Origin of the sequence: Hymenobacter armeniacus (genome assembly GCF_014699055.1) — a bacterium.
GTDB classification, from domain to species: domain Bacteria; phylum Bacteroidota; class Bacteroidia; order Cytophagales; family Hymenobacteraceae; genus Hymenobacter; species Hymenobacter armeniacus.
This window is the reverse complement of the sequence record NZ_JACXAC010000007.1, coordinates 63,100-79,271: the sequence shown is the minus strand read 5'-3', so window position 1 is coordinate 79,271 and position 16,172 is coordinate 63,100. Positions and strand designations below refer to the sequence as shown.

The 16,172-nt window shown below is 59.8% G+C and carries 14 protein-coding genes; 7 read left to right on the top strand and 7 right to left on the bottom strand.

The window, feature by feature from the left end:
• The first annotated feature begins 132 nt into the window (after window positions 1-132).
• Window positions 133-810, top strand: coding sequence for an endonuclease III (gene nth, locus IC234_RS20350; protein ID WP_190928330.1), 678 nt, complete (start codon window positions 133-135; stop codon window positions 808-810).
• A 110-nt stretch (window positions 811-920) separates the two neighbouring features.
• Here the strand turns inward: nth and IC234_RS20345 are convergent, their stop codons facing one another.
• Together IC234_RS20345 and IC234_RS20340 are read right to left on the bottom strand one after the other, a co-directional pair.
• The gene (locus IC234_RS20345) at window positions 921-2,123 is read right to left on the bottom strand and encodes a glycosyltransferase family 4 protein (RefSeq protein WP_190928328.1); all 1,203 of its coding nucleotides are present in this window, start codon (window positions 2,121-2,123) and stop codon (window positions 921-923) included.
• A 76-nt stretch (window positions 2,124-2,199) separates the two neighbouring features.
• Window positions 2,200-3,225, bottom strand: a complete 1,026-nt coding sequence (locus tag IC234_RS20340) for a gliding motility protein GldB-related protein (protein ID WP_190928326.1) — start codon at window positions 3,223-3,225, stop codon at window positions 2,200-2,202.
• A 79-nt stretch (window positions 3,226-3,304) separates the two neighbouring features.
• Between IC234_RS20340 and IC234_RS20335 the strand changes: the two genes are divergently transcribed.
• Complete coding sequence (locus IC234_RS20335) at window positions 3,305-3,988, top strand: porin family protein (RefSeq protein ID WP_190928324.1); 684 nt, start codon at window positions 3,305-3,307, stop codon at window positions 3,986-3,988.
• A gap of 86 nt (window positions 3,989-4,074) precedes the next feature.
• Here IC234_RS20335 and IC234_RS20330 read toward each other — a convergent pair whose 3' ends face one another.
• The 3 genes from IC234_RS20330 to IC234_RS20320 all read right to left on the bottom strand — a co-directional run bounded on the left by IC234_RS20330 (window position 4,075) and on the right by IC234_RS20320 (window position 7,432).
• Complete coding sequence (locus IC234_RS20330; RefSeq protein WP_190928321.1) at window positions 4,075-5,682, bottom strand: Rne/Rng family ribonuclease; 1,608 nt, start codon at window positions 5,680-5,682, stop codon at window positions 4,075-4,077.
• Between the two features lie 341 nt (window positions 5,683-6,023).
• Window positions 6,024-6,983, bottom strand: coding sequence for a tetratricopeptide repeat protein (locus tag IC234_RS20325; protein WP_190928319.1), 960 nt, complete (start codon window positions 6,981-6,983; stop codon window positions 6,024-6,026).
• A 140-nt stretch (window positions 6,984-7,123) separates the two neighbouring features.
• On the bottom strand, window positions 7,124-7,432 hold the full coding sequence (locus IC234_RS20320; protein WP_190928317.1) for an HU family DNA-binding protein: 309 nt from the start codon (window positions 7,430-7,432) through the stop codon (window positions 7,124-7,126).
• Window positions 7,433-7,666: 234 nt separating this feature from the next.
• Here IC234_RS20320 and mutY point away from each other — a divergent pair, with 234 nt between their 5' ends.
• From mutY to recG, 4 genes are all read left to right on the top strand, one after another.
• Window positions 7,667-8,704 carry an A/G-specific adenine glycosylase gene (gene mutY, locus IC234_RS20315; protein ID WP_240539786.1) on the top strand — a complete coding sequence of 346 codons (1,038 nt, stop codon included), beginning with the start codon at window positions 7,667-7,669 and terminating at the stop codon, window positions 8,702-8,704.
• A gap of 159 nt (window positions 8,705-8,863) precedes the next feature.
• Complete coding sequence (locus IC234_RS20310) at window positions 8,864-9,292, top strand: single-stranded DNA-binding protein (protein ID WP_190928313.1); 429 nt, start codon at window positions 8,864-8,866, stop codon at window positions 9,290-9,292.
• A 144-nt stretch (window positions 9,293-9,436) separates the two neighbouring features.
• Window positions 9,437-10,021 (top strand): gliding motility lipoprotein GldD, encoded by a 585-nt coding sequence (gene gldD, locus IC234_RS20305; RefSeq protein WP_317173420.1) that lies wholly within the window; start codon window positions 9,437-9,439, stop codon window positions 10,019-10,021.
• Window positions 10,022-10,032: 11 nt separating this feature from the next.
• Entirely contained in the window at window positions 10,033-12,132 is a 2,100-nt protein-coding gene (gene recG / locus IC234_RS20300; protein WP_190928310.1) for an ATP-dependent DNA helicase RecG, read from the top strand.
• Between the two features lie 71 nt (window positions 12,133-12,203).
• Here recG and IC234_RS20295 read toward each other — a convergent pair whose 3' ends face one another.
• Window positions 12,204-12,431, bottom strand: a complete 228-nt coding sequence (locus IC234_RS20295) for a hypothetical protein (protein ID WP_190928308.1) — start codon at window positions 12,429-12,431, stop codon at window positions 12,204-12,206.
• Window positions 12,432-12,753: 322 nt separating this feature from the next.
• Here IC234_RS20295 and IC234_RS20290 point away from each other — a divergent pair, with 322 nt between their 5' ends.
• Complete coding sequence (locus tag IC234_RS20290; RefSeq protein ID WP_190928306.1) at window positions 12,754-14,226, top strand: hypothetical protein; 1,473 nt, start codon at window positions 12,754-12,756, stop codon at window positions 14,224-14,226.
• Between the two features lie 69 nt (window positions 14,227-14,295).
• On the opposite strand, the gene IC234_RS20285 is transcribed toward IC234_RS20290, so the two are convergent.
• Window positions 14,296-16,086 (bottom strand): acyl-CoA dehydrogenase family protein, encoded by a 1,791-nt coding sequence (locus IC234_RS20285; protein ID WP_190928304.1) that lies wholly within the window; start codon window positions 16,084-16,086, stop codon window positions 14,296-14,298.
• Window positions 16,087-16,172 lie beyond the last annotated feature (86 nt).

Sequence of the window (16,172 nt, the reverse complement as noted above, 5' to 3'; positions counted from 1 at the left end):
CCGGTCATGCTGAGCGCAGCCGAAGCATCTTTACCGCAGCACTAATTCCAAGCAAAAGGAATAGTATTGCGGTAGAGATGCTTCGGCTGCGCTCAGCATGACCGTTTTTCTTTGTGTATTCTTGCCTTGCTCATGCGCCGCGCCGACCGTTTTCAGTACTTCCTCGACTACTTCACCACCAACTTTCCGGAGCCCAAAACCGAGCTGGTGTACGGCAACCCGTATGAGCTGATTGTGGCGGTGGTGCTCAGCGCCCAGTGCACCGACAAGCGCGTGAACCAGGTGATGCCGCCCTTGCTGGCGCAGTTTCCCACGGCCGCGCACCTTGGGGCCGCCTCCGCCGATGACATCTTTCCGTTCATCAGCAGCATTTCCTACCCCAACAACAAGGCCAAGCACCTGGCCGGCCTGGGCCGCATGCTCACCGAGGACTTTGGCGGCGAAGTGCCCAGCCAGATTGACGAGTTGCAGCGCCTGCCCGGGGTGGGCCGCAAAACGGCCAACGTGGTGGCGTCCGTCATCTACAACCAGCCCGCCATGGCGGTCGATACACACGTGTTTCGGCTGTCGCACCGCATCGGCTTGGTGCCCAAAACGGCTACCACGCCCCTGGCCGTGGAGAAAGCACTGGTGCGCTACATTCCCGTCGAGCTGATTAACCGGGCGCACCACTGGCTCATCTTGCACGGGCGCTACATCTGCGTGGCGCGCTCGCCCAAGTGCAGCGTTTGCCCGCTGGCGACTAGTTGCGCCTATTTCGAAAAGCACTTTGGCAAAGAGGCAGCCTATGTGCCTCTTCCAGAACAATAAGTTGAGAAGTAAGTGAATGACTACAATGTAGCTATTTGCTACTTTTTTGGCACACAAAGTTCAAATTCAAGCACAACGCGGTACAAAATCTGTTGGGATCAGCACAAACGCTAACCCGCAACCTGCTCCAGCACCTGCTGCACGGTTGTGGCCAGCTGCATGCGGTCGAACGATTCTATTGCTAAGCGGCGGCCTTGCTCCCCGGCGTGGAGCAGCGCGCTGGGCTGGGCCAGCAGTTCGCGCAGCTTGGCGGCCAACGCAAGCGCATCGCCCGCCGGCACGTACCAGCCGCAGGCGTGCCGCTCCACCAGTTTTTTGGTCCAGCCCCGGTTGGTCACGATGACCGGCGTGCCCACGGCCAGCGAATCGTAGAGCTTGGCCGGGGAGTTGGCATCCAGTACCGGCAAGTTGAGGAACGACACCACCGAAACATCGGCCAGCGCAAACCAACCGAACACCTCGTGCCGCGGCAACCCGCCCACCAGCCGGATGTGTTCCGGCCAACGCGCCGCCGCCGCCGCAATCAGCGGTTCATAAAACCCGTGGCCCAGAAACAGCCACACCACGTCGCGGCCCTCCGCAGCCATCGCCTCGGCAGCAGCTACCAGCGTCGGCATGTCGTTGGCGCGGCCAAAGGTGCCCGCGTAGAGAATGACCTGCTTGCCGGTCAGGCCTTGCTCCTGCCGCAGCCGGGCAACGGCCGCGGGCGTGGCCCGGGCCGCCAGCGCCAGGTCGGTACCGTTGAGCACGGTGGTTACTTTTTTGGGGGCGATGCCCAGGTCCGTCACGTAGCGCGTCATGTCGGGCGAGAGCGGCAGCACGGCGCGGGCGCTTTGGTACAGCGCTTTTTCCAGCCGATAAAGCTGCTGCCGGGCCAGCGCAGTGGGCACCGCCCCCATGGCAATGGGGAACGACGGCCACAAATCCTGCACCTCAAATACCCACGGCACCCGCCGCCAGCGCGCCACTTGCGCGGCCGCCCACGCCGCCGTGAGCGGCGTGCTGATGCCCCAAATCACGTCGGGCCTGTCAATTTTCAGCCCTTCACGCACGGCCCAGGCGGCGTACTGCGCAAAGGCCAGGGCCCGCCGGGCGGGCCCCATTTTGTTCTCGTAGGGCACGTTGGCTTCCCGGATTTCCACCCCGAGCGGCACCCAGGGAAATTCGTGGGTCAGCTGCTGGCTGCGCCAGGCCGGCGTGGTCAGCAGCGTTACGCGGTGCATTTTGGCCATGTGCGCCAGCAGCGTGTAGTGCCGACTGGTGGCCGGGCAATCGGGGCTGGTGTGGTACTGGCTGAAAACGGCTATGTGCATGAGCGATGAGGTGGTGAAATGGTGAGGCAGTGAGTTGGGCGAACTTCTCCTACTCGCCACCTCACCATTTCTCACCTCACTTGTTCATGGGCCGATAGTGCGACTCGTTCAGGATGCGCTGGGCGTTTTTTTCGGCCATGAGGCGGCCCAGGGTCACGTCGGGGTGCAGCGACACATACTTGCGGATGATTTGCAGGCCCACCCACTGCCCCACGCGACCGGGGCAGGTTTTGTCGATTTCGGGCACGTTGGGCCGTTCGCCCACGTACTTCTGCAGCAGGAAAGGCGTGGTCGAGTACAGCAGGTTCTTTTCCAGAAAATGGCCCCACACGCGCGGCTCGTTGGCCTCCAGCCCTATCATTTCGCGCCGCGTGTAGCCCATCAGCAGCGAGTCGGGCGTACAGGGCAGCATCTGGCTGGCGAAGTAGAGCGACTTGCCGGCGTGCACCATGGCGTCGAGCATGGTATTGGCCGTGAGTTCGTGGCGGTTGTACTTGCTCGACACGTCCTGGGCCAGCAGCGGCATGAGGCCGGCGGGCGTGTAGCGGCGCAGCATGTACTGCGGCAGGTCGGGGCGCTTGCTGGCCTTGGGTCCCACAAACCAGTCCAGGCTCATTACCAGCAGGCTGTCGTTCACGTAAATGTCCTTGGCCAGAAAGCCGCTCACGTAGGTAGTGGTGGGCGGCACCCGGAAATCGGGGAAGTAATGATGCACCCGCCGAAACATCTCGCCCAAGTCGTGCCGCAGGGCCGCGCTGTCAGGGAAAGCGGCTGCGGTTTCGCGTCCCAGTTGCTGCAGGGCGGCGTTGGTGGCCAGCTGCGTCAGGCCGTTGGCCAGCTGCTTTTCGTTGGCCGGCTGGCGCTGCAGGTAGTACCGCGCAAAAGCCGGGTGGGCGTTCAAAAACTGCTCGGCATCGGCCGGCGTTTTGATGGCGAAAAACGGCTGCTCCAAGCGCTGCACCTTCACGGGCACCGTGGGCGCGTCGGCCGCCGCGTCGGCGCGGCAGCCTTCGGCCGGCCCCCCGTTGCAGGCCGCAAGGCCAAAGGCTCCAACTAAAAACAGGGGCAGCCAGCGCCGCCAGGCGAAATTATTCGTGTTCACGCTCGTTACTTTGAAGTAAAATTAGCCAAAACCTGCCGGCAGTCGGTAGTTTCCATCCGCAGTAGCCCTATCTGTACGCATGAAAAAAATATTGCTCGCCGCCCTGGCCTTCGCGGCAACCATTGGCACGGCTTCGGCCCAGGTCGAAATTGGCCTTAAAGTGTCGCCGTCCATCACCAGCCTGCGCGCTGAATCTACTTCCGCCAATGCCTTCAAAAGCGACGGCAGTCAGCTGGGTTTCGGTGGCGGCTTGGTAGTCGACTACTTCTTCGGCGAAAACTACGCCTTCAGCACCGGCCTGCTGCTCACCGGCAAAGGGGGCACCATTACCTACAACGACATCAACAACGGCTCGAATACGCCGGTGGTGGTGAAACCCAAAATTGGCATTCAGTACCTCGAACTACCCGTCACGGTGAAGCTCTTCACGAATGAAATTGCGTCGGCCACCCGCCTCTACTTCCAGGTCGGCGGCTCCCTCAACGTGCCCATCGGCACCCGCATCAACGGCAGCAAGTTCTACACCGACCCCGGCACCGGCACCGAAGTGAAAGCCGGCGACTACGTGTATTTCATCGATGCCGATGCGCTGGTGGGCGCCGGCGTAGAGTACCAAATGGGCAAAAGCACCAAGCTGTTTGCCGGCCTCAGCTACCACCGCGGCCTGGTCGACATCGACCATTACTTCGAAAGCAAGCGCGGCTTCAAGGACGTGACCATCAAAAACAGCAGCGTCGCGCTGGATTTGGGGATCAAGTTCTAAGCATCCGCTTCCACAACTTTAAGACACAAAAAGCCCCGGCTTCGCTCGAAGCCGGGGCTTTTTGTTGGCATCTGATTGCCCTATTCTCAGTCCTCGATTTCTACTTCGCGGTCCTGCAAGCGGCTCATGGCGGCGGCCGACGAGCGCAACTGGATTTCCTCGCCCCGCTCGTCTTCGATGCGGTAGTCGGTGAGGCCCAGGCTGCTGTCTTTCACTACTTTCACCCACTTGTAGTACTTGAGGTACCACTTCATCTGGCGCGAAACCAGTCCTTTGGTGTAGTACGCGTGCAGGAACGGGTGCACCGACAGCGTGAGGCCCGACTGGTTCTGGTTCACCAGCAGGTCGTCGATGCTGTTGTCGATGTCGTCCGTCACTTGGATGGAGGCCGAAATCTTGCCCGTACCGCCACAGGTGGGGCACACCTCGCCGGTCACGATGTTCTCGGCCGGCCGCACCCGCTGGCGGGTGATTTGCAGCAGACCAAACTTGGTGATGGGCAGCACCGTGAACTTGGCCTTGTCGTGCTTCATCACGTCGCGCACGGCGTCTTCCACCTTCTTGCGGCTTTCGGCCGAGCGCATGTCGATGAAGTCGACCACGATGATGCCGCCCATGTCGCGCAGGCGCAGCTGCCGGGCCACTTCCCTAGCCGCCAGCATGTTAATCATGAGAGCCGTCGCTTCCTGGTCGTTTTCCTGGTTGCTCTTGCTGCCCGAGTTCACGTCGATGACGTGCAGCGCTTCGGTGTGCTCGATGACGAGGTAGCCGCCGCCGGGCACGGTCACGGTCTTGCCAAACAGCGTCTTCAGCTGCTTCTCGATGCCGGTTTGCTCGAAAATCTTGATTTTCGAGTTGTGCAGTTTCAGCAAGCCGAGCTTGTCGGGCGCAATTTTCTGGAGATAGTCACGCATCTCCTCGTACATGGCCGGCGCGTCGACCATGATGCTGTCGAACGACTCGTTCAGCATGTCGCGGAGCATCGACGACGTGCGGCCGAGTTCGCCCAGCACCTTGTCGTTGGGCTTGGCGGTGCGCAGCGTGGCATGCAGCTGCTCCCATTTGGCCACCATGTCCTGCATGTCCTTGTCCAGCTCGGCCACTTCGCGCCCCTCCGCCACGGTGCGAATGATGACACCAAAGTTTTCGGGCTTGATACTGGCAATGAGCCGCTTGAGCCGGTCACGCTCGGCTTTGCTCACTATCTTCTTGCTCACGCTGATGGTGTTCGAAAACGGCATCAGCACGAGGTAACGGCCCGCCATCGAAATGTCGGTGCTCACGCGAGGGCCCTTCGTTGAGATGGGCTCTTTGATAATCTGGACAACAATCTGCTGCCCTTTCTTGAACACGTTTTCGGCCTTGCCCACTTTGTCGAGCGGGGGCTCAAACGTAAATTTTTCTAGTCCGGCGGTGGCGGCGCGGCCGCTTTGAACCGTCCGGGCCCACTTCGTGAAGGAGTTGTATTGTTCCCCGAGGTCGCCGTAGTGCAGAAACGCGTCTTTTTCGTAGCCAATGTCCACAAAAGCCGCGTTCAGGCCGGGCATCACCTTTTTCACGGTGCCCAGGAAGATGTCGCCTACTGAGTAATTGGTGTCGTTGCGGTCGAAATGGTATTCAATCAACCGCTTGTCTTGCAACAACGCAATTCGCTCGCCTTCCTGAGTAGAATTAATGACTAATTCATTACTCAAAGCCTTGATTATGTTAAAGTAACCTCATTAGCAGCTGTCTTAGCACTACCCCGAAACCGGCAAAGGGAAGCCAGAACCATAAGTTCTGGCTTCCCTCGCGAGCCACGGGAAAAGCGCCCAGCGCGGCCACACCCAGGAGGCTACGTGAGAGATAGACGGCTGGCTCCCTTCCCGTTAGGAAAACTGCCGGCCGTCGCTACGCCCCGTGAGGCTTACTTCTTCTTGTGGCGGTTCTTGCGCAGGCGCTTCTTGCGCTTGTGGGTGGCAATCTTATGACGCTTTCTTTTTTTACCGCAGGGCATGATGCTTGGGGGTTAAGTTGGTGATTGTTTGTGTCGTGTCTATTTCAGCTTTGCAATTTCTTCGTCAACCGAAGCGGCCAGAGCGGGGTCGTTGCTCAGGCCCTTGGCGGCCAGAAACGCTTGTTTGGCTTCCTCCTTGGCGCCGGTGCGGGCCAAAGTTACGCCGAGGTAAAACTGTCCGTTCACGTTTTTCGGATTGACTTTCACCAAATCCTTGAAACGCTGCACGGCTTTGTCGTACTGGTTGCTTTGCACCGCCAAGATGCCCATGTTGTAGAGGGCTTTCTCGTTGCGCGGGTCGGCTTCCAGCACTTCGCGCAGGAGCGAAATGCCTTGCACGGGGTTTTCGGAGGCCATGTAGGCCATGCCGAGGTTGGTTTTGGCGTCGAGGTTACCGGGTTGCTCCTTCAGCACCTTGGCGTACAGTTCCCGGGCTTTACCACCGAGCAGTTTCACCCGCTCGTCGGAAGCCGCAAAGCTAAACGCTTGGAAGTAGGCATCGGCCGCCTGCTGCCAGTTGGCAGCGGTGGGCTTGGCCAGGGCCACTTGCTCCAGGTAGTAGCCGGCGCTGTCGAACCGTTCCACGCCGTTGTAGCGGCGGGCCAGGGTGGTGGCCACCGCCGCTTTGGTAGCGGGCGTGGCGGCCTGGTATTCCTTCAGCAGACGGCTGATTTCCTGACGCTGAGCGGCCGTGGCCGTGGTGTGCGGCGCCGCGGCATCGGCCGAGGCGCTGTGGTTGTGGCCGTCATCGTCGGAATGGGCCCCGCCGTTATCCGTCGCCGTGGCCGGCACCGGCCCCGAGGAAGCTTCGGTTTTGGAGCCGTTGGTGTTGGGTCCGCCGCCGTCGCGGGTGGCCGTTGCGGCGGCGTCCTTGCTCAATTCCGAACGGCTTTCCTTGGGCTTCACGATGCCCTTGGGCAACGCAAAAAGTCCTCCTACCAGCACGAGTGCGGCAGCGAGGACAACCAATTGATGGGAAGCTGAACGGGTAGTGGCCATAGGCTGAAAAAAGCCGGCCGCCGGGGCTTTCCCTTGCGGGAAAGACACCGGCGGCGCGGCCGGCAATCATTTCAGGAATAAGTGCGAAAGGATGAGTAGTTAGAGGCTACTCCCTATTTCGCGCTTGCTACCGTTAAAAACTAGGCTTTGGCCGCGGTGGCTTTTACCTTCTTGCTGTTTTTGATTTTGGCCACGAAGGTCTTCGACGGCTTGAAGCTCGGGATGTAGTGCTCCTCGATGATGAGCGACGTATTTTTCGAGATGTTGCGGGCCACTTTCCGGGCGCGCTTCTTGTTAACGAACGAGCCGAAGCCGCGCACATAGATGTTGTTGCCTTCCGTCATGGAATCTTTCACGACTTTGAAGAAAGCCTCAACAGTCATCAATACATCTGCTTTCTCGATGCCGGTCTTGGTGGAGATTTCGGCGATTACCTCAGCTTTAGTCACGTTGGTATGGTACTTAGGTGGTTGAAAAAATTACGTTTTTAGGCAAGAAAATCCCGAATTCCAGCGTAAGCCTTTGCCTGGTAGGCGGTTCGCCCTTGAATTGGGGCCACAAAGGTAACCCCATTTTTTTGTTTTACCAATCTACCCTCCGAAACAAAGGCTGGGTCCAATTTATTCTCTTTCAAAATTTTGACGAAACTTCCCTCGCGCCCTTCCTTCCTGGCGTCAGCCCTTTTGGCCTGGTATCCGCGGCACCACCGCGACCTGCCCTGGCGCCACACCCGCGACCCCTACGCTATATGGCTATCTGAGGTAATACTGCAGCAAACGCGTGTGGCTCAGGGCCTCCCCTACTACGAAACCTTCTTGGCTGCCTACCCTACCGTGCAGGACATGGCCGCCGCGCCTGAGGCCGAAGTGCTGCGCTACTGGCAGGGCCTAGGCTACTATTCCCGGGCCCGCAACATGCACCGCACGGCCCAGCAAGTGGTGGCCGAGCACGGCGGCAAGTTTCCGGACACGTATGCCGAGCTCATCAAGCTGCGCGGCGTGGGACCCTACACGGCCGCGGCCATTGCCTCTTTTGCTTTCGATGAGGCCGTGGCCGTGCTCGATGGCAACGTGTACCGGGTGCTGGCGCGCATTTTTGGGCTGCACTCGGACATTGCGGCCCCCAGCTCGCGCAAGGAGTTCCAAGCTGTGGCCGACCAGCACATACCGGCCACGGCACCCGCCGACTTCAACCAGGCCATCATGGAGTTCGGGGCCATTCAGTGTACCCCGGCCAAGCCCGACTGCCTGTTCTGCCCCCTGCAAAGCCAGTGCTGGGCGTTCAATCATGGCCAGGTGGCGTTGCTGCCCGTGAAGAGCAAGGCCAAGGCGGCGCGCACGCGCTACTTCCACTACTTCGTGTTGCGCCACGGCGACCTGACCTACCTACGGGAGCGCCGCGAGAAAGACATCTGGCAGGGCCTCTACGACTTTGCCATGGCCGAAACGGTAGAGCCCGACTTGCCGGCCACCGAACTGGTGCGCCACCTCGACGCACTCGGAGCCGACCTCGACACCAGCCAGGCCGCCGAGCCCACCTCGGCCTACCGGCACGTGCTCAGCCATCAGAAACTGGAAGCCCGGTTCCATCCAATGGCGCTGACCCGGCCGCTGCCCGAAACCACGCTGCGTGATTTGGGCCTGCGGCCTTACTCCGCCGCTGAGATTGAGGCATTGCCCAAACCCAAGCTCATCGCCAACTACTGCAGCCAAAATATGTAGAGAAGGAATTATTGCCTAGACACTCACGCCCAATACAATTAGCTTTTCCGGCAAAATATTTTAGCAAAATAGTAGCAGGACAAGATTTAAGTTCTTATCTTTAAGGCAAGAAACGGCCGGGTGGCCCTTTCGATTCTGTATTTCCTAACGTGCAATAATATGGCCGGAGTGAACAAAGTGATTTTGGTAGGCAACCTGGGCAAAGACCCCGAGGTGCGTCATTTGGAAGGCGGCGTGAGCGTGGCTCACTTCACCCTCGCTACCAACGAGTATTACAAGGACAAGCAAGGCACCCGCGTGGAGCGCACCGAGTGGCACAACATCTCGGCGTGGCGCGGCTTGGCCGACATGGCGGATAAGTTCCTCAAAAAAGGCCAGCAAGTGTACATCGAAGGCAAGCTGCGCACTCGCCAGTATCAGGACAAGGACCAGCAAACGCGCTACATCACCGAAATCATCGCCGACGAGATTTCGATGCTGGGCGGCCGGCCCCAAGGCAGCAATGGTGCTGCCGAGGAAGCCAGCGGCGCTGCCGAGACGCCGCAGACCTTCCGGCAGGAGCCGGAGTTGGACCAACTGCCTTTCTAATCAGTGGCGTTGTGATTTTTAAGAAAAGCCCCGGCACTCGCTCGGGGCTTTTTTCGTTGCCTTCGGCACAAGCCACCGGTTACCTTTGAAGCTTGAGGCGCGCACCGGGGTTGGGCGCGGCCGTTCATCAACCTATTCTACGTGGTGTCGAACCTGAAAAAACTTCCGGGCCTGGTGGCGCTGGCGCTGCTGGCGGCTTGTTCGTCGGCGCCGGACTTCACGCCCAAGCCCAAGGGCTACAACCGCATCGACCTGCCGCCGCACCGCTACCAGGTGCTGCCGGGCAACCATCCGTACTCCTTTGAGTATTCGAAAGAGGCTGTGATTAAGCGCGACTCCTCTTATATGGCGCAGCCGCACTGGCTGAACGTGTATTACCCCAAGCTCCACGCCAACGTGCAGATTACCTACATGGACGTGCAGCGCGACCGGCGCCTTTATAATAAGATGATGGAGGACGCCCGCAAGCTCACGGGCAAGCACGAAATCAAGGCCACGGCCATTGATGAGCGGATTTTGAAAACGCCGAGCGGCATGCGCGCTTCGGTGTTTGAATTGCAGGGCGAAGTGCCGAGCCAGTTCCAGTTTTACACCACCGACAGCACACACCATTTCCTGCGCGGCGCGCTGTACTTTAAAACGGCGACGGCGAACGACTCGCTGGCGCCGGTGATTGAGTACGTGAAGACGGACATGGTGCGGATGCTCAACACGCTGAAGTATAAGTAGAAGAGCGAAGAATGAGTAACTTCTTCAATACCCGGCTGGAGTTCTTACGGTCGGTGGGCAGCACCCAGCGGGCGCAGCTGCTGGGCAAAGAGCTGGGCCTCTTCACCTACGGCGACCTAATTCAGCGCTACCCCTTCCGGTACCTGGACCGCACGCAGGTGTACGCCATTGCCGATTTGCACGACGACCTGCCTTACGTGCAGGTGAAGGGCATGCTGCGCGGCAAGGAGCTGATTGGCGAAGGGCCCAAACAACGGCTGGTGGCCAAGGTGGGCGACGGCACCGGCGAACTGGAAGTGGTGTGGTTCAAGGGCGTGAAGTGGGTGCAGCAATACACCAAAAACAACCAGGAGTACATCGTTTTTGGCAAGCCGACCATGTTCAACGGCCGCCCCCAGATGGCGCACCCGGAGCTGGAAGAAGTGAGCGAGAACAAACCGGGCCAGAGCTTTCTGCAGCCAGTGTATAATACATCGGAGAAGCTCAAAAACTACCACCGCGTCGACAGCAAGGCCATCATGCGCATGGTGGCCGAGCTACTGAAGCTGGCCCAGTCGCACATTACGGAGTCGCTGTCTCCGGCGCTGGTGCAGCAGTACGGGCTGATGCCCAAGGCGCAGGCATTGCAGCAAATTCACTTCCCGCAAAGCCCCGAGCTACTGGCGGCGGCTAAGTTCCGGCTGAAATTTGAAGAGCTGTTCTACGTGCAGCTGAAGCTGCTGCGGCAGCGCGACCAACGCAAGGTGACGCTGGCCGGGCAGATTTTTAACCAAGTGCCGACGCTGGTGGATTTCTACAAAAACCACCTCACTTTCGACCTCACCGGCGCGCAGAAGCGGGTTATTCACGACATCTACAAGGACTTCTGCGCCGGCCAGCAGATGAACCGCTTGCTGCAAGGCGACGTGGGCTCGGGCAAAACCATCGTGGCCTTCATCGCCATGCTGATGGCGGCCGACAACGGTGCCCAAAGCTGCATGATGGCCCCCACCGAAATTCTGGCCGACCAGCATTACGTGGGCCTGAAAGTGTATGCCGATGCGCTGGGCATCAAACTGGGCAAGTTGACGGGCAGCACGCCCACCCGCGAGCGCCGCGTGCTGCACGAGGAGCTGCGCAACGGCACCATGCACATGCTGGTGGGCACCCATGCCCTGCTCGAAGACGTGGTGCAGTTTAAGAACCTGGGGCTGACCATCATGGACGAGCAGCACCGCTTTGGCGTGGCCCAGCGCTCCAAGCTGTGGCAGAAAAACCCGCACGTCATCCCGCACGTGCTGGTGATGACGGCCACGCCCATTCCGCGCACGCTGGCCATGACGCTGTACGGCGACCTCGACGTGAGCGTGATTGACGAGTTGCCGGCCGGCCGCAAGCCCATCGTGACGGTGCACCGCTACGACGCCAACCGACTGAAGGTGTTTGAGTTCATCCGCGACCAGGTGAAGCTGGGCCGCCAGATATACATCGTGTACCCGCTGATTGAAGAGTCGGAAACGATGGACTATAAGGACCTGACTGATGGCTACGAGAGCGTAGCGCGGGCCTTCCCGGAGTTTCAAATCAGCATTGTGCACGGGCGCATGAAAGCCGAGGAAAAGGACTTCGAGATGCAGCGCTTCATCAAGCGCGAAACCCAGATTATGGTGGCCACCACCGTTATCGAGGTGGGCGTGAACGTGCCCAATGCCTCGGTGATGGTGATAGAAAGCGCGGAGCGGTTTGGCCTTTCGCAACTGCACCAGCTGCGCGGACGCGTGGGCCGGGGCGCCGACCAGAGCTACTGCATTCTGATGACGGGCTTCAAGCTAAGCAAGGACGCCCGCACCCGCCTCGAAACGATGGTGCGGACCAACAACGGCTTCGAAATTGCCGACATCGACCTCAAGCTGCGCGGACCGGGCGACCTGATGGGCACCCAGCAGAGCGGCGTGCTCGACTTGCTCATTGCCGACCTTTCCAAAGACGGCCGCATCCTGAGCGAAAGCCGGGCGGCGGCCCAGGCCCTGCTAGCCGAAGACCCCAACCTGGTGCATCCCGACAACCTCAACATTCGGCGCCACATCGAGAGCTTACCCGCGACGGCAGTGAACTGGAGCCGCATCAGCTAGCTAAATCACAGTTGTGCTTGGCCAGCGGGCAAAAAAAAACGACTTCTGAGAAAGTCGATGAAAGTGTTCGGCTAGAACATTTCGGTAATAAAACCGCTGCCGCTTTGCTGCGGTCGCTGCTCTCGCGTGGGCTTCACGGGCTCAGAAGTGAGCACTTGGTGCACCAGTACTACCGAAGAAGTATCGGGACGGGTTTGAGCGGTAACAGGTTGGGCGGCAGTGACGGGAGTAGTGTTTTTAGCAAACTTGCCCCCTACAATGAGGGCTGATAAGAGGGAAAACTTAAGCAGAGATTTCATAATAACTATATATAACAGCGAGGCCAAAAGTACGACGCAACTTGGATTCAGTCAAGTACTTCGTCGGAATGTCTTGTTGAGCGGAGCTGAAAAGTAAGCGTGAAACGTGGGTAGGCGGGTCCGTGAGGCAGAAATTTCGCCGAGGAAATTTGCTTACACAAAGGAAACGGGTTCCCAATACGAAGGCGTTGCGAACAGGTTATGCTTTGGCGAACATTTTTTTTCGATGGGGTCAAGATTAGGGCTTCGGCCAATAAAAACCTGGTCGCAAACGCCGAAATGGCTACTTTTGGAAGCCCTGATGGGCCACATTTCTTTTCCTATGATGCAATCGCACTTGAAATATATTCTGCGTCGGGCCTGGCTGCTGGGCGCGCTGGGCTGGGGCGTTACCAATAATGATGCCGCAGCGCAGAAGGTGAAGTCGGCCCCGTTCAGCTACCTGCCCGAGCAGGGGTCCGACCGCTACGACATGCGCGTGCCCACCAAAACGCTGCCCTTGGCCGACGGCTCCGGCTTCGTCATTCTGGCTCACCAGAGCGCCGGCGGCTACTCCGTGGAGCGCTACGACGCCGACCTGAAAAAGCAGTGGAGCACCACCATCCCCATTACGCCCGGCGAAACCCTCGAAGCCTTTGGGCGCGGCTCGAAACAGGCGCTGGTGGTGCTGCACCACAAGGACGACGCCGGCCAGAACCTGGCCGTGGTGGCCGTGAACCTGCAAAACGGCCAGCGCAGCCCCGCCAAAGTGGTGATGAGCGTGTCGCCCCGCGACCGGCGCCCCGGCGTCTCCATCTCGCCCAACGGCAGCCGGCTGCTGGCCTTCCGCTACCTCACCTACGGCCAGCAGGTGAAGAGCATTGCGGCCACGCTGTTTGACCAGGACCTGCTGAAGCTGGAAGACAAAACCTACGATTTCCGCGACTTAGGCGACTTCTTCTCCCCCGCCGTGCACGTGGCCAACGACGGCACCCAGTACGTAACGCTGGTGAGCGACGGCATGAAAAAGCTGACCGTGCGCCGCTACCTGGCTGGCCCGGCCTCCGAAGTGAAGGTGCTGGGCGTGCCCGTGGGCGGCGTGTTTGGCGGGCGCACCGTGACCGTGCGCGACACCAAATTCACGGTGCTGGGCGATGGCAGCCTGTACGCGGCCGCCTTGTGCGCCGACTACGCTACAGGCGAATACTACAGCCTGAAAGTGGTGAAGTACGACTTCAGCGGCAGTGGCGACATGAAATTTTCGCCGGAGTTCCGCTTCACACCCGCCTACCTGGCCGAAGTAAGCAAAGCCAGCGGCCTCGACGTGAAGCGCCTCGACGACGTGTACCTAACCGACCTGCTGCTGAGCGCCGACAAGCAACTGGTAGTCATTGCCGAAAAGCATTTTGAGGAAGGCGGCAGCGAAGCCCCGGTGCACGCCCGCGAGCTGCACATGTTTGGCTACAACGAGTTTGGCGCGCCCACCTGGCACAGCATCGTGGCCAAAGACCAGGTAGCCCCGGCCGTGGACGCTTACACGGGCATTGGCTTCCGCGCTGCCGTGTTCGGTAACACGCTGCAGCTGCTGACCCTGGAAAACCTGAACAAGAAATCGGACCTCTACCTGCGCCGCGTAAACACCCAAACCGGCGTAGTGGGCCCGCCCGAACGCCTCAAGCTGAATGTGGCCGACGACCAGCAGCTGGCCTACGTGAAGGATTTCACCACTTGGCTGGGCGAAAAAACCATCATCGGCGTGAGCCGGCCGAGCAAGAAGTCGGCGGCGCTTCAACTGGAGAAAATAGTGGTGAAATAGCTCTCTGCCAACCATAAAAAAAGCCGCTCCTGGTTCAGGAGCGGCTTTTTTATTCGCTGTGTTCGTGGCTTAGAACACGTACTCGTTGGCTTCGATGAGCTTGGCGGCCACGCGGCGGCGGGCTTCCTTCACGTTCACCAGCTCGGCCTTGGTGAAGCGCTTCAGGCCCATGAGCAGCAGGCGCTGCTCGTCGCCCTCGGCCATGCTGCCGATGGCGTCTTTGCCGGCTTTCTCTACCAAGTCCACGGCGTCGGCCAGGTACACGCGGGCCATGTCGGCCTGGGCGGCCACGGCCTCCTCGCCTTTCAGCGATGCTTCCTTCTCTACGCGCAGCAGGGTGCTCTCGGCGATGTATGTTTTGATGGCCATGTCGGCGATGTTCATCAGCAATTCCTGCTCTTTGGCCAGGGTGGCGGTGAACTTCTGCACGGCCGAGCCGGCCACCATCAGAATGGCTTTCTTCAGGTTGGCGATGGTTTTCATCTCCTTGCTGAACAGGTCGTTTTCTTCGTCCTGGCTCATGCTCGGGATGCTCATCAGCTCCTGCTGCACGGCTTGGGCCGGGCCCATCAGGTCGATTTCACCCTTCAGGCCTTTCTTCAGAATCATATCAACGGCCAGCAGGCGGTTGATTTCGTTGGTGCCCTCGAAAATGCGGTTGATGCGCGAGTCCCGGTAAGCGCGGTCCATCGGGTAGTCGGCCGAGAAGCCGTAGCCACCGTAAATCTGCACGCCTTCATCCACCACATAGTCAAGCACTTCCGAGCCTTCCACTTTCAGAATGGCGCACTCCACGGCAAACTCGCGGGCCGCGCCCAACAGGGCCTCGTTGGCGCCTTTGCCTTCGGCCATGAGCTTCTGCTCCATGCGGTAGATGTCATCGCCGGCGCGGTAAATGGCCGATTCGACGGCGTACATGCGGATGGCCTGCTGGGCCAGCTTATAGCGAATAGCGCCAAACTTGCTGATGGGCAGCTTGAACTGCACCCGCTCGTTGGCGTATTTGATGCTCTGGTTAGCCGCGCCTTTGGCACCGCCCAGACAGGCGGCCGCCAGCTTGATGCGGCCGATGTTCAGCACGTTGAAGGCGATAAGGTGGCCTTTGCCAATCTCACCCAAGATGTTCTCCTTCGGCACCAGCGCGTCGGTCAGGAACACCTGGCGCGTCGACGAGCCCTTGATGCCCATTTTGTGCTCCTCGTTGCCGAGGCTCAGGCCGGGCGTGTCTTTGTCCACGATGAAGCCCGTGAACTGCTCGCCGTCAATCTTGGCAAACACGATGAACACGTCGGCGAAACCGGCGTTGGTAATCCACATTTTCTGGCCGTTCAGCACGTAGTGCGTGCCTTCGGCGTTCAGCACGGCTTTGGTCTTGGCGCCCAGGGCGTCGGAACCGGAGCCGGGCTCGGTGAGGCAGTAGGCGCCCATCAGCTCGCCGCTGGTGAGGCCGGGCAGGTACTTGGCCTTCTGCTCGTCGTTGCCGAAGTACAGAATGGGCAGCATGGCAATGCCCGTGTGGGCCGCAAACGCCACCGGGAACGAGTGGCCGCCGCCCACACCCTCGGTCACGCGCAGGGCCGTGGGGAAGTCCATGTCGAGCCCGCCGTATTGCTCCGGAATGCTCACGCCGAACAAGCCGAGCTGGCCGGCCTTTTCCATGAGGCCGCGCATGAGGCCCTCCTCGTGGTTGTCGAGGCGGTCGAGCAGCGGCGACACTTCCGTTTGCACGAAGTCCAGACAGGTCTGGTACATCATGTTTTGCTCTTCGGTAAAGTCAGCCGGCGTGAAGACGCTCTGCGCATCGGTCGGCTTGATGATGAACTCGCCGCCTTTCAGGCTGGCATTCTGCGTTACTTCCATGACGGTTGAGTTGGATATTGAAGGTTAAAAGTGTTCGGCACGCCTACTATTTTGAGAAACAACGGAGCAGCCGATTTAGTGTTGCA